Origin of the sequence: Nostoc sp. LEGE 06077 (assembly GCF_015207705.1) — a bacterium.
Lineage (GTDB): Bacteria > Cyanobacteriota > Cyanobacteriia > Cyanobacteriales > Nostocaceae > Nostoc_B.
The window spans coordinates 18,188-32,186 of record NZ_JADEWI010000012.1 but is presented as its reverse complement, the minus strand read 5'-3'; the positions used below and the strand labels follow the sequence as shown (position 1 = coordinate 32,186).

The following is a 13,999-nucleotide window of genomic DNA, read 5'->3' as shown; positions in this document are numbered from 1 at the left end:
GTGAGTATAATTCACAAATTCCAGTTGCGGCGGAAATGAAAGAAGCCTTCTAATCTATCTTGTACGTCTGGATGATTATTTAATCTTTGCTGATATTCTTGGGCAGTTTGGGTAATAATTTCGGAAAAATTGGGGTAGATGGGCGCTAAGTTAGCTAAATCTTTGATTTTAATTTTTTGGTTGATGGCTAATGCAATTAAATTTATTAATTCTCCTGCACTTTGACCTAAGATAGTTGCACCTAAAATTTTGCCATTACGTAACACAATTAATTTACAAATACCTGTGGTGTCGCTGTTAATTTGTGCTGCTGTTAAAGATTTAAAATACTGTCGTAAAACTAAAAATTCATCATCACGAAACTTTCGTTTTGTTTGCGTCTCGGTCAAACCGACTTGCGCCAACATCGGGTTAGTAAATATTCCCCAAGGTATATGTTGATAATTAACTTCTAATCTAGGGAAAAATAAAGCATTATTTAGAGCAATTCTCGCTTCATAATTAGCAATGTTAGTCAAGTCATAACCACCAATCACATCACCGCAAGCATAAATACGTTTGTTAGTAGTTTGCAATTTATCATTAACTACCAAGCGATGCTGATACCATTTCACTCCTGCTGCGGCTAAATTTAAAGATGCAAAATTAGGTTGTTGTCCTGTTGCTACTAAAATTTCATCAGTTTCAATTGCTTTATCTCCGGCTTGTAGCCATTTTTTATCATCAATTTGTTTGACTTGAGTAACGGCAGTTTGGGTAAGAATTTGTACACCATCAACTTCTAATTGTGCCTGGAGTAGTTGAGCAATTTCTGGGTCAATATTCGGTAGAATCTGAGAATGTTTAATTACTAGGGTGACAGTGCAACCCAAACGAACTAAAGTTTGGGCTATTTCCAGACTTTGAGGAACACCGCCAATAATCACCCAATTCTGGGGTAGTGTGGGTTTTTTCAGAGACTGCCAAATATTGGCTAGGGTAATGTAACCCGTAGCTTGTAAACCTTCAATATTGGGAATTGCGGGACGGGAACCACTGGCTAGTAAATAGGTGCGTCCACGTAATAAGCGGAAGACTTGATGATTTGGGGAGTGCGCTGATTTTTCGTCATTGTCATAAATGGCAAATGCCAAATGTGGGGTAGGCTGAAATTCACCCCGGCCGAAAATCACATCAACTCCTAGGGCGGCTAGTGTTGCTGGCGAATTTAGTTCTTGAATATTGGCAGCAACGCCGTTGGCATATAACATCGCCTCTTGCCAGGCGATAGATATGTGGCATTTTTCGGCGATGTCAGCATGGTTGGTACGAATGCCAAAGCCATCTGCATCATTGAGAGACTGTAAACGGTTGGCAATCTCGCTGAGGGTGTGGTGATAAATAAATCCATAATTTATTTGTGGTTCAACTAAGGCAACTTTGGCGTGCCATTTAGTTGCAGCTAAAGCAGCATAGCGTCCAGCAAGACTGCCGCCAATAATTACAACATCATAATCAATGGTCATTAGTTATAGTCAATGGTCATTTATTATTAGTTAATTGTAGAGACGCTAATCATTTCGTCTCTACAATGGGCAGGTGAGGAATTACTAATTATTCAGTAATGCTTGCAACGCTGTTAATAAGCGTTGGTTGTCAGACACAGAACGCACAGCTACGCGAAAAAAGCGATCGCCTAATTCTTTAAAGCTCAGGCAATCTCGAATTAAAATTTGATGGTGTTGGAGTAATTGTTGCTGTAACTGCGAACTTGATTGTTGTGATGCCACTAGTAAAAAGTTCGCAGCACTGGTGTGAGGTTTTAATCCCGGAATGGCTGCTAAACCTTGAAACAGTTGGTTTCGGGTTGGTGGTAGCCATTGCCAAGTTTGCTGTTGAAAATTGCGATCGCTAATGACAGCAATGGCGGCGGCCGCAGCGAGATTATTCACAGGCCAAGGATCACGCCACAATTGCCACCGTGATAAGCGATCGGGATTGGCGATCGCATATCCCAATCTCAGTCCCGGCAGACTGTAAAATTTTGTCAGCGATCGCAACACGACTAAATTTTCATATTCCTGCACTAATGGAATTAAGCTTTGTTCGGCTTCCGGTGGCAGAAAATCCATAAACGCTTCATCCACCACTACCAAGGCAAACTCTTTTAACAGTGGTAAAATCTCCTGCCGTGAAAATAGTTTTCCTGTAGGGTTGTGGGGATTGTTTAACAACAGTCCTTTGTCATTTGTTCTTTGTCCGCGAAATTCTAAGCGCTGCCTGCCAACACTCAAACTCGCGTCATTGTTTGTTGACAAATGACTCAAATCAATAGGTAACTCCAGAACTTTAGCGTTGTATGCCGTGAGAGTGCGGTAGTAATCACCAAAGGCTGGAGTCATCAAAATTGTTGCCGGTAATGCGGCTAATTCCCTACCTACCAAAGTTAATAATTCTGCTGAACCGTTACCCGGCAAAATCCACTCTGGCGGTAATTGATGGAAGTGACTGAGAGCTAGTCTCAGTTCACTATATTCTGGTTCTGGATAGTGCCTCAGACTACTAATTTGAGATTTAATCGCCGCGATCGCACTATCCGGTGGCCCTAGAGGACTGATGCTTGCAGAAAAATCAAGAATAGCATCACGGGGACAGCCAGCCAGTGCTGCTGCCCAGGCTAAATTTCCCCCGTGTGCTGGTTGCTGCATCAAAATAGAAATTCCGTGAACTAAACCTAAGATTTTGGGGGTGCAACTCTTTCTCTAAACAGTTTACCAGCAGAGAAAGCAGGCACTTTAGTTGCAGGAATCTCCATTTTCTCATTGGTTTTGGGGTTACGACCTTCACGGGCTTTACGTTCCCGTGATTCAAAGGAACCAAAACCCACCAGTGTTACCTTATCGCCAGAGGAAACCGCTTCAATAATTGTTTCCAAAGCAGCGGTTAAGACAGCATCTGCTTGTTTTTTAGTAACACTAGCCTTTTCTGCTACTGCATCAACCAATTCGCCTTTGTTCATATCAACTCCTTGAGATTTACTTGAGATTTGTTCTAGATGCACCATGTAGCATCTTTACTAAAATCTCTGTTTGCAGAACTACAAAAGTCGTGCTTAGGGAGTATTTTTACTCAAAACGGCTACACATCCCATAGACTCGACTTTTCAATGAATCATTCTAAGGTGTAGGAGCCTGAAGTGGATATATGAAACCGTTAATTTATATGGATTTCAGGATTTTTTGTGTTTTTTGGGGGTGTGTTGCACTCAAAACCACCCCTAAAGTAGGAAGAAATACTTAGTAAAAACCCTTGTGATGAGGGAAACAATTAAATTATTGGACAAGAGAAAAATCGAGATTTATGTCTCTTTGCTGTTTGATTGGGCAATTTCTCTAGGTAATATTCTGCCAGAGGCGATCGCTTCTAATTTCTCCCCATTAAGGATGGTAAGCTTGCCGCCTCGGCTGTAGGCAATGACTAATTTCAGCCGTTTTATCAGCCGTACACATTCTTCATAAGTAATTCCGATACTCCGTGCCATGTGATAGTAAGATAACTTAACGTTTAATACGGCTCCTTGGGGAGTTAATACGGTTCCTGATGTCGCAGCAAAGTATTGAATTAACCTGACCAAACGTACAATTGCTCTTTCCGAAACTAATCCGTGGACTGTTTCATGTAATTCCTGTATTCGATTGTTAAAAATTGTTAACATCTTTAAGGCAATTTCGGGATGCTGCTGAATAACTGTCAATAAAGCATCTCGCTCGACAGTGAGAATTTCACAATCAGATACAGCCGTCACTGTGGCTGGAGAAATCCCGTCACCCAATAAAGCGGGTGCAGCAAAGATTTCTCCAATTGCTAAAGTGCGAAGAATTGTTTCTTTGCCGGTAGTGGCGATTTTAGTAGCTTGAATCAGTCCAGCAATCACAGCATATAATTTGGCTGGCAAGCGATCGCCTTCATGAAAAATAATTTCGCCTTTGGTGTAGTGTTGTACATGAGTGTGAGGCTGCAAACAAGCTTGATCTGCTGTTGCCAAATCACCAAAGACTTTAACTTGCGCTAGTTGGGCAGTTGATGCCTGCATAAAAATATTACGTGGCAAAGGCTGGGCGATGATGAATCCAAGGTTTGGCTGCTTCTATTTGGGCTGCCAGACTAATTAAAGTCGCTTCTGCCGCAGGTTTACCCACAAGTTGCACGCTGATTGGCACACCATGACTATCAAAACCCACTGGTAAGGCGATCGCTGGTTGCCCAGTAGCATTAGCAGCGGGACAAGGGGCAACCCAACGCATAATATTTTGGAATGCTTCTTCTGGACTCAAAGCCGCCCATTCTCCCACCCGAATTGGTGAATGTAAATACACAGGCAATACCAACACATCAAAATGGTCAAAAAATGCCACAATTTGCCGGGAGACAATTTGCAATTGAGATAAAGCCCGGAGATATTCAGCCACGGAACCTGTGCGTGCTAATAACCAACGGTTGACAGGCTGCAAGGCTTCTGCGGGAATTCCTGATGCTGCTACCCCAGCTTGCCAAACTATTTGGAATGGTTCGACTAAGCCGCTAAAATCTGGGCAGTTTTCTTCAACGGTGTTCCCCAATTGTGCCAATAACTTGACTGTTTGCAATACACCTTGTTGACAATTGACATCAGCCACCCCCAAAGGCTTGATTTGCGTACTAAAGGCAATGCGTAACCCAGAAACTTGCGCTTGGGTAGCGGCGAAAAATGAGGGTTCTGGGTCAGGTAGCCAATAAGGATCACCTGTGAAGTAACCAGAGATTGCGTCTAACATCGCCGCTGCATCAGCCACAGTCCGGGCGATCGGGCCATTCACTGCAATTCCCCCCAAGCGATCGCCTACAGGGGCTTTGGTGACTCTACCCCGTGATGGTTTAATCCCCACCAAACCACAACAAGCTGCTGGGCCACGAATGGAACCACCACCGTCAGAACCTTGAGCGATCGCACATAATCCGGCGGCTACGGCTGCGGCTGCACCGCCACTAGAACCGCCGGGAGTATATTCTAAATTCCAGGGATTTCTGGCTGGGGGAAAGCCTGTTGGTTCGGTGTAAGGAAATGAACCGATTTCGGAGGTGGCAGTTTTACCGAGAATAGTGAACCCGGCTTGTTTAATCCGCGTTACCACCCCGTCATCATAATCAGGGATGTTGTTTAACAATGCGGGATTGCCGTAGGTACAGGTGACACCAGCCACGGTGTTGAGGTCTTTAATGGAAATTGGCACACCAAAAAAAGGTGGTAGTTCAGTAGATGTTACCAACATTTCGGTTTTTGCTTGGGCATCTGCGATCGCGAGTTCTGCCGTTACCGTAAAATAACTTCCCAATTGGGGGTTCAACCGTTCAATTCTTTGTAAATATATTTCCACCAACTCCAGGGGCGACACTTCCCGATGGCGGATTAATCGCGCTAACTCCACTGCTGGAGTAAACGCTAAATCAATTTCATTCATATTTGACCCTCCGAATTTTCAGTTTTAAATCTTGGATTTGGATGAAAAAAAATTTTGGGTTTATGCTTTATCCCCTTGTGGAAACAACCTTTTGGGCGGCTTTGCCGATTTTAGAGGTGTGGCGCAGTCAATCTAAAATCTCAACCCAAAAATCCAAAGTTCTTTGACTTTCGTTACAAATTGTGCATTAGTTAAAAATTTTCAACTTGATTTGTTACTTTAGCAGGATTTACGGGAAGTATGAATCCATAGCACCTCAGATTTTCTATCTCTCAGGATGCTGATCTACCACCAATAAGATGAAGCTTGTATTCAAGCTAACACCTTGCTGCATAGCCATTTTAATTGTTTCACATCAACTTTCGGCAAATCCCCAAGGGATATTTATGGCTGATTTAGAAACGCTGGTAAATGAATTACCAAAAATTGTTCATAGTCTGAGGCTAAATATTGGGCATTCCCATGACATCATGCAACAGATTGTCATGATTAATCACGGTCAGGATCAACTACGTAATATTCAAGAAAAAGTTAAGTCTAGCCAATTAAAAAAATCTCCCACTACTACAGTTGCTTCTTTATATCCAGTCCAAAAACCTAGCAAAAATGCAGATTATACAGTCTATATATATAAATATGATTATCCTGGATTACTAACAGCAAAATTTGGGAAATTACCAGCAGATATTGCCCTCAAAGAAATCCAAGCCAAGATAGATGTTTGGATTGATTGGGGTGATTTAATTCAGGCTATAGCTGCGGATATTTTAAGTGATATTAATTTAGTACAACAATTAAATATTGATGCTAATCATGACAGCATCCCGGCAACTTTTCAAGCAGTAGAGGAAGTTTTAAAAATTCAACTAGATCTAGATAAACCAAGAATTCTACAACAACAAATTCAGCAAATTATCCAAGCTCAAGAAGATTCGTTAAAAATTAAGGAAAGATTAGAATTTATTTTTGACAATATTAAGCAGAGCCATAACTTATTAAGTATTTTACTGGGAGTATCCTCTTTTTGTGGTAAATATGGCTTTGCTATAGAATGGCTAGATGATGATCAGGAATTAATTATATCTGGCGATGGTAGATTACAAGAATTAACAGATATTATTAATGACTGTGAATTTTACCAAAATAAAATTGATTCCTTAATTTTACAGATTAGTTCCTTGAGAGTTAAGACTGAAAAAAAGTTGCTCAAGCCTAAATCTGAACAATGGAAATTACCCAAATATAATCCGCTAAAAAAGTTTAAAGAACAAACCTTAACCCACTATGGTGGGATAATTGCTGCTAGTTTATTAGCCTTAAGCTTTGGTAGTTGGATGATCAAAGCAGAAATCCCCCAACTGCAACAAATTCATTTTAATTTTAATCAAGAAGAAACTGCGATCGCTAATTTTAAAGCTGCACAAAATCTAGGTTTAGAAGCTTCTGCTTTAGTACAATCACCACCCCATCCTTTAATTGTTTGGCAACAAGCAGAATCTAAATGGCAAGAGGCAATTAAGTTACTAGAAAACATATCAGAAAATACGTCAGTTTCCACTAGAGCTAAAGATAAGTTAATTACTTATCGCTTTTATCATACAATCATTAGTCAAAAAGTAATTGTCGAAAAAAAAGCTGTAAATAATTTAGAAACCGCCCATAAACTAGCAATAGAAGCGAACTTTTTTATTCAAAGCTCGCCTCATTCATTTTCAGTACGGGAGAAAGCAAAAGATAAATGGCAACAAGCTATTAATAGCTTAAAAGAAATTCCCGATAATACCTTTGTTTATCAACAAGCTAAAGAGACTTTATTGAACTACCAAGCGAATTATCGGGAAATTAGTAAAAACCTTGAATAAACATCTTGGATAAATCAAATTGTGCCTCTTCCACAGATAAATTTTATGTAGATAGTTGTATAAAGCTAATAAATTTTCCTGTATCACCTATATATTCTCAGGTGTTATCCGTTTCTCTAGCCAACTTTCTAAGTCAGCTAAAACTTCTTGATAATTGATATCATCTTGAAGCTCATGATAAGCCTCTGGATATTCAATTCTGGTTTTATCTATACAAGAGGTTAATTGCTCATAAAAAATCTTCCCGCCTTCTGGTAAAGCTACTCGGTCTGCACCACCGTGGAGAATTAATAATGGCGATCGCCATTCAGCAGTATGATGATTAATCCAAGCCACAGTATCAAAGAACTCCGTCGCTAAACGAGCAGTTCCGAGAGTGTGTCGTAAAGTATCTTGAATATAAGTAGCTAATACTTTCTCATCTCGCGTACCCGCAGCTAAGTCAAAACCCGTATTTAACGTGAATCGTGGCCACACCCGCGAAAGTAGCTGTCCTAAAACTAGCTTCATTTTTGACACCCCAACTTTCCCTAAACTTGGCGCAAGAATAATCACACCTTTGAGTACAGCCGCAGCTTGGGGATAACGCAGAACATAATCTAAAACAATAATTGAACCCAAACTATGACCTAAGAGAAAAATTGGGTATCCAGGGTTTTGGGTTTGAACTAATTCTAAAAAAATTCGCAAATCTTCGCGGAATTCTGCCCAAGAATCAATATATCCTCTTTGTCCAGGCGATCGCCCATGACCACGCAGGTCAAAGCTATAAACAGCATATTGCTGAGGGGTAAAATGTTGAACTATGTTCCCATACTTGCTACTGTGTCCGCCTAGTCCATGCACAATAGCTAATACGGCTTTTACATTACCTGTTGTGGGTTTCCAGGTTTGGTAATACAGGTTAATTCCTCCATTACCCTGAAATGTGCTTTCGCTATGGTCAATCATAGATGTAATTTTGGGATTTTTTGTGAATGCCCACCTTACAGACACCTGATTTTTTCAGAAAGTAAATTTTATTTATGCAATTACGAGTTTAAACTCCCAAATCCTCTAATAATTTAGGAATCTAAATATTTGCAATCTATCTATGGATACTATAGATATTTTTGATTCTTTAAATATGATTATAAAAAATATGAGAATTATCAATCACTATTGATGTTATTTTTTTATCTAAATAGTATTTACTAGATTTTAATACCTACGGTAATTCCTGAAAGGAAGCAAGTTTGTTCTGAGCAATCCACTTAAGGGTGCTTAATAACTGTTAAATATCGTAGATAAACTTTTTTAATATTCTATATCTGTGAGGAGCAATCATGGCAAATTATCTTCTAGCTTCTGCTGGTGGAGCTAGTTTTTTATGCTTAATTAATGGACTGTTACCTGTATCAGCACTAGCTAATTCAGTACCAACAGATCCAAATACGTTGGTAAATACTCCTCAAACATCAGAAATTGTTAATAGCAAGCTTAATCAAATTTCTTTACCCAAAACGGCTGAAACTGGATTAATCATAGCCAATGATAGTCAAGCAGAATCACCTACTATCCAAGACAAGCCAGAAAGCCAAAATTCATCGCAGCCTAAAGAGTTGCAGACATCAGACAACAACGACAACCCTCAAGTAACATCTGTATCGCAATTGTCTGACGTGCAACCAACCGATTGGGCTTTTCAAGCTTTACAGTCTTTAGTTGAGCGTTATGGTTGTATTGCAGGTTATCCCAATAGCACTTATCGGGGTAATCGTGCTATGACTCGCTATGAATTTGCAGCTGGCTTAAATGCTTGTTTAGAACGAGTTAATGAACTTATTGCTACCGCAACTTCTGATTTAGTCAAGAAAGAAGATTTAGCAACTTTGCAGAAGTTACAAGAAGACTTTTCTGCGGAACTAGCAACTCTAAGAGGACGAGTCGATGCACTAGAAGCACGCACCGCTGAACTAGAAGCAAATCAATTTTCAACTACTACTAAACTCAACGGTGAGGTAATTATCGCTGGAATTGGCGCTACAGGTGGCGCACCTAATCAGGGCGATCCGAATATTATCTTGGTAAATAGAGTCAGGTTGAACCTCAATACCAGTTTTACCGGGAAAGATTTATTAATCACTGGTTTGCAAGCTTATAACTTTTTGGGTGGTGTAGATGGAAGTGGTAGCTTGCAAAGAGGTTTAGGGTTAGCTTCGGATTTACTGACAGCTAGTAGTGCTAGGACAAGTTTTGAACCGTTGTTTCCTGGGCTTGATGTAAAAACTTTATCAGATCAGGCCGCAAACAGTGTACAACTCTATAAACTACTGTATGTTTTTCCTGTTGCGGATAAATTGACTTTGTTTGCGGGAACTGCGGCGGAAGCAACAGATGCGTTTCCGGCTATCACACCTTTTTATGGTGAAGGACAAGAGTCGATTTCACGGTTCGCTGGGTTAAATCCTGTGGCGCGAGTTTCAGGGGGGACTTCGGGAACTGGTTTAGCATCGGCGGCGGGATTTATATTTAACATTTCTCCTCAGTTAGATTTAAGAGCTTTATACGGCAGCGTAAATGCCAACATATCCCAAGAAGCGGGTGAGATTGTGCCAGGAGTTTCTAATACTCCTTTGGGTGCAGGTGTATTTGGTGGTAGTAGTGTTGTCAGCACTCAATTAACATTTAAACCCAGTAGTTCGATAGATGTTGGTTTAAACTATGCCCACAGTTATCACGAAATTAATATCTTAGGTACAGGATTAATTCGTGATGATATCGGTGCATTAGCTGGCGTTCCTTTAGGGACACCTGTAACGCTCAATTCTGTTGGTGGTACCTTAACCTGGCGCTTTTCTCCCAAGGTGGCTTTGTCTGGTTATGGTGCTGCAATGTTTGTTGATGATTCTTCTGATGCTGTCGATGCTTCCACCACTTTTACTAGTTGGATGGTAGGGCTGCACTTCAATGATTTATTTAAATCAGGAAATAATGCAGGAATTCTTTTTGGACAACCGCTGTTTCGTTCTGATGCAGGTGGTACGGCTCAACTGGCTCCTACTGGGGTAAATCGCGCTACTCCTTACCATTTAGAGGCGTATTATCGCTTTAAGTTGACAGATAATATTAGTATTACTCCCGGCGCTTTTGTTTTGTTTAACCCTGAAGGTGATAGCAGAAACGAGACTACAACGGTGGGTGTACTCAGGAGTACGTTTACTTTCTAGGATGTTGAAATTTGTAAGGTGGGCATTAACATTAACTTCTCAATTTCTTCAGGTTTTGGGGGGAAATGCCCACCCTACATTTCTGTCATGGGATGTGTTGTAATTTGGAAGTATCTAAAAAAGTATGCAAAATCAAGAATTAGATGTAAATAAGTATGTTGAGCAAATGTCTTTATTATTAGATTTGCCAATTAAAAATGAATATCGTGATGGAGTGGTAGCAAATTTTGCCAGGATTCAAGCGATCGCTCAACTCGTCAATGCTTTTCCTTTACCCACAGAAGTTGAACCTGCACCAGTATTTGAACCATAGTTGCTGAGAACCTACTGCACTCCTCAAGTAAATACACTGAGTCTTAGATATAACTACCAAGCTTAAGATATTAGCCGATAATGCCATTGGAAACAGGAAATGAGTAATTTCAATGCTGGTAGTTCATTGAAGTCTGCGGCTATTGGGAAATTTTTGGTGCGTTTGCTGTGGGTGCTGATGGGAATTGGAGTTATTTCTACGTTTTTCTCTTTGTTAGCAGTCATAGCACAGCCAATTTATCAAAAATTTGCTTCTGTTGATGGGCTGATATCAATAGTTTCGTTGCTGATTGGTGTAATTTCAATTATTATTTTTTTGGTTTGGCTACATCGTATCCATGCTGATTTAAAAAATCTTTTCCAGGAATATCCGATTACCCCTGGCGGTGCGATCGCGCGATTTATGATTCCCATATACAGCCTTTGGGGAATATCTCACACTTTATCTACCTTTGCGGAAAAATTTCAAGCAGAAGGTGGTGATTTAACCAGTTTGAGTGAACGAGTGCGATCGCTGATAGCGCCACTATATTGTTTTATGATTGGGTCAAGAGCTTTGAACCGCATCGTTTTTGAAGCTTCTAAAAATCCTGGAGATAAATTTCTGCCTGTGTGGTTTTTAGTATCTTGTTTTGTCGACTTGGGTTTTACTGTTGTATTGTTACAACTAACAAAAACTATGGGGACTGCGGTTACTCAAAAAGCTAAACGCAATCTTATCTAAACAATGGATTTAGAGTTCGCTGATGCCTTATCAATAGCTGCGGCTGTGCGCGGTGGTCAATTTAGTGCGGTAGAAGTCACTCAAGCTGCACTCATAAGAATTGCCAAACTAGATGATCAACTTAACTGTTTTACCACTATCACCACAGAAACAGCTTTAGCAGACGCAGCCAGAATTGATCGAGAAATCGCTCAAGGTAATTCTCCAGGTTTACTCGCTGGCGTACCTTTTGCTGTGAAAAATCTGTTTGATATTGCGGGTGTCACAACTCTGGCTGGGGCAAAAATTAATGCCGAAAATCCCCCAGCTACCCAAGATGCAACAGCAGTCGCCAAGTTAAAACAAGCTGGTGCGGTGTTGATTGGGGCTGTAAATATGGATGAGTACGCCTACGGTTTTGTCACAGAAAACTTTTATTATGGTGCGACTCACAATCCTCATGATTTACAACGAGTAGCGGGTGGTTCTTCTGGTGGTTCTGCGGCGGCGGTGGCGGCTGGTTTGGTTCCCTTCACCCTGGGTTCTGATACGAATGGTTCAATTCGCGTACCTGGGGCTTTATGTGGGGTGTTTGGTTTCAAGCCAACTTACGGACGCTTGTCTCGCGCAGGTGTAGCTTTATTTTCTAGTAGTTTTGATCACATTGGCAGTTTTGCTCGTTCGGTGCAAGATATCGCTACAGTTTTTGATGTACTGCAAGGAGAAGATGAACGCGATCGCATTTGTACCAAACGTCAGCCAGAATTTTGTTCACCCCAACTCCATCAAGATATCTCTCATCTGAGAATTACACTAGCCGATGATTATTTTCTCCAAGGTTCAGCACCAGAAGCATTAGCCGCAGTGCAAACAGTAGCACATGCTTTAGGTGTAACTGAATATATCACCATACCCGAAGTAAAACGCGCCCGTGCAGCGGCTTTTGTAATTACAGCCAGTGAAGGCGCAAATCTGCATTTAGATCAATTGAAATCGCGTCCCCAAGATTTTGACCCCGCAACCCGCGATCGCTTTTTGGCTGGGGCGCTAATTCCCAGTAGTTGGTATTTGCAAGCGCAACGATTTCGTCAATGGTACCGCGATCTCTTTCGAGAAGTTTTTCAAAATGTTGATATCATTCTCGCCCCAACTACACCCATTTCTGCACCATTAATCGGCCAGCAGACAATGATTTTAGCTGGCGAAGAAATTTTAGTGCGTCCTCATTTGGGATTATTCACCCAACCCTTATCTTTCATTGGCTTACCTGTTTTATCAGTCCCAATTCACCGCCCCAATGCTTTACCTCTCGGTGTGCAGTTAATCGCTGCACCCTACAATGAGGCATTAATCTTGCAAGTAGCCGCTTTCTTAGAGTCTCAAGGTGTAATTTCTGCACCCATAGTTAACTTAAACCAAAACTCCGTGTAACTCTGGGTTTATCTCCGCACTTTTTGACGTTTGAAAAGCTTCATAAACAACACAAGCAGTCAACCACACTAAACCCACCGCATAACCAGCAATCACATCCGTAGGCCAATGTACTCCCAAATAAAGCCGACTAAAACCAATTGCCAAAATTAAAATCACAGTCAAAGTGAAAATCTGCGATCGCCATTGGGGAAATTCTTTGGAAAGGGAATAGCCCATACAACCATAAACCACCATTGACACCATTGCATGGCCACTGGGAAAACTGTAGTGATTGACGTTAATAATGTAATCCCACAAAGCTGGACGCGCCCTGACAAACAGTTCTTTCAGCAGGTAATTTAAACTAATCGCCCCCACCGCCGCCATCCCAAAGGTAGTAGCTTGTAATCGACGGCGACGGTACAGCAATAGAGCTTCCCATGTTAAACAACTCAACAATAGCAGTGGTGGTTCACCCAGGGAAGTTATACCCACCATGAGGCGATCGAGTGAGGGTGTGTGTAGTTTTTGAATCGCTAATAAAATACTGCTGTCTAAACCATTTCTGTGTAATAGTGCTGCACCCAAGGACAAAGCCGAAAAAGCAGCGGCGACGGGAATAAGTTGACTACGCCCTTGATTGATTGTGGTATTTGACAACACAACCGGAGTAATGCTTTTACTGGGAATAAATTCTGGTGCAGTGCTGGGGGGTAATTGTTTATGACCTCTTTGGTAATCTAAAACGATATTTTGCAGCAGCCAGGCGATCGCATTTGAACTAAAATCTGGCTGAAACAGTACCAAAACATTCCCTGTTAAATGGTTAGCACTGGCTTGAAAGATCATATCTTCCTTTGACAATCTCAATTCTAGGAATTTTTTGAGCGCTGGAGAATCATGTAGTCCCCTCACTTTATATCTAGCTCTACCTTTGATAGAAGTATGTATCCCGCGAACTAAAAAATTTTCCCTAAGAAGATTGCCAAAATCAGTGTTCATTTTTCTGCTTCACAAATTTTT

12 protein-coding genes are annotated in these 13,999 nt (G+C 41.0%); 5 read left to right on the top strand and 7 right to left on the bottom strand.

What is annotated here, in order from left to right; translation table 11 throughout:
• Positions 1-11 precede the first annotated feature (11 nt).
• The 5 genes from IQ244_RS10910 to IQ244_RS10890 form a co-directional block, all read right to left on the bottom strand.
• On the bottom strand, positions 12-1,505 hold the full coding sequence (locus IQ244_RS10910) for a dihydrolipoyl dehydrogenase family protein (protein WP_193893472.1): 1,494 nt from the start codon (positions 1,503-1,505) through the stop codon (positions 12-14).
• Positions 1,506-1,589: 84 nt separating this feature from the next.
• Positions 1,590-2,687, bottom strand: a complete 1,098-nt coding sequence (gene cobD / locus IQ244_RS10905; protein ID WP_193893470.1) for a threonine-phosphate decarboxylase CobD — start codon at positions 2,685-2,687, stop codon at positions 1,590-1,592.
• A gap of 26 nt (positions 2,688-2,713) precedes the next feature.
• The gene (locus tag IQ244_RS10900) at positions 2,714-2,998 is read right to left on the bottom strand and encodes an HU family DNA-binding protein (RefSeq protein ID WP_015111786.1); all 285 of its coding nucleotides are present in this window, start codon (positions 2,996-2,998) and stop codon (positions 2,714-2,716) included.
• A gap of 339 nt (positions 2,999-3,337) precedes the next feature.
• Positions 3,338-4,072, bottom strand: a complete 735-nt coding sequence (locus IQ244_RS10895; protein ID WP_193893468.1) for a Crp/Fnr family transcriptional regulator — start codon at positions 4,070-4,072, stop codon at positions 3,338-3,340.
• A 7-nt stretch (positions 4,073-4,079) separates the two neighbouring features.
• Complete coding sequence (locus tag IQ244_RS10890; protein WP_193893465.1) at positions 4,080-5,477, bottom strand: amidase; 1,398 nt, start codon at positions 5,475-5,477, stop codon at positions 4,080-4,082.
• Between the two features lie 299 nt (positions 5,478-5,776).
• Between IQ244_RS10890 and IQ244_RS10885 the strand changes: the two genes are divergently transcribed.
• Positions 5,777-7,339 (top strand): hypothetical protein, encoded by a 1,563-nt coding sequence (locus IQ244_RS10885; protein ID WP_193893462.1) that lies wholly within the window; start codon positions 5,777-5,779, stop codon positions 7,337-7,339.
• An 87-nt stretch (positions 7,340-7,426) separates the two neighbouring features.
• On the opposite strand, the gene IQ244_RS10880 is transcribed toward IQ244_RS10885, so the two are convergent.
• A complete protein-coding gene (locus IQ244_RS10880; protein WP_193893459.1) occupies positions 7,427-8,290 on the bottom strand; it encodes an alpha/beta hydrolase in 864 nt (287 codons plus the stop codon).
• A gap of 374 nt (positions 8,291-8,664) precedes the next feature.
• Here IQ244_RS10880 and IQ244_RS10875 point away from each other — a divergent pair, with 374 nt between their 5' ends.
• From IQ244_RS10875 to IQ244_RS10860, 4 genes are all read left to right on the top strand, one after another.
• Complete coding sequence (locus IQ244_RS10875) at positions 8,665-10,548, top strand: iron uptake porin (protein WP_193893457.1); 1,884 nt, start codon at positions 8,665-8,667, stop codon at positions 10,546-10,548.
• Between the two features lie 124 nt (positions 10,549-10,672).
• Positions 10,673-10,861, top strand: coding sequence for a DUF4089 domain-containing protein (locus IQ244_RS10870; RefSeq protein WP_193893455.1), 189 nt, complete (start codon positions 10,673-10,675; stop codon positions 10,859-10,861).
• A 99-nt stretch (positions 10,862-10,960) separates the two neighbouring features.
• Complete coding sequence (locus tag IQ244_RS10865) at positions 10,961-11,584, top strand: DUF4328 domain-containing protein (RefSeq protein ID WP_193893453.1); 624 nt, start codon at positions 10,961-10,963, stop codon at positions 11,582-11,584.
• A gap of 3 nt (positions 11,585-11,587) precedes the next feature.
• Positions 11,588-12,994 (top strand): AtzE family amidohydrolase, encoded by a 1,407-nt coding sequence (locus IQ244_RS10860; RefSeq protein ID WP_193893451.1) that lies wholly within the window; start codon positions 11,588-11,590, stop codon positions 12,992-12,994.
• On the opposite strand, the gene IQ244_RS10855 is transcribed toward IQ244_RS10860, so the two are convergent.
• Positions 12,974-13,825: a phosphatase PAP2 family protein gene (locus IQ244_RS10855; RefSeq protein WP_228058852.1), complete on the bottom strand. Its 852-nt coding sequence runs from the start codon at positions 13,823-13,825 to the stop codon at positions 12,974-12,976. The genes IQ244_RS10860 and IQ244_RS10855 overlap by 21 nt on opposite strands.
• Positions 13,826-13,999 lie beyond the last annotated feature (174 nt).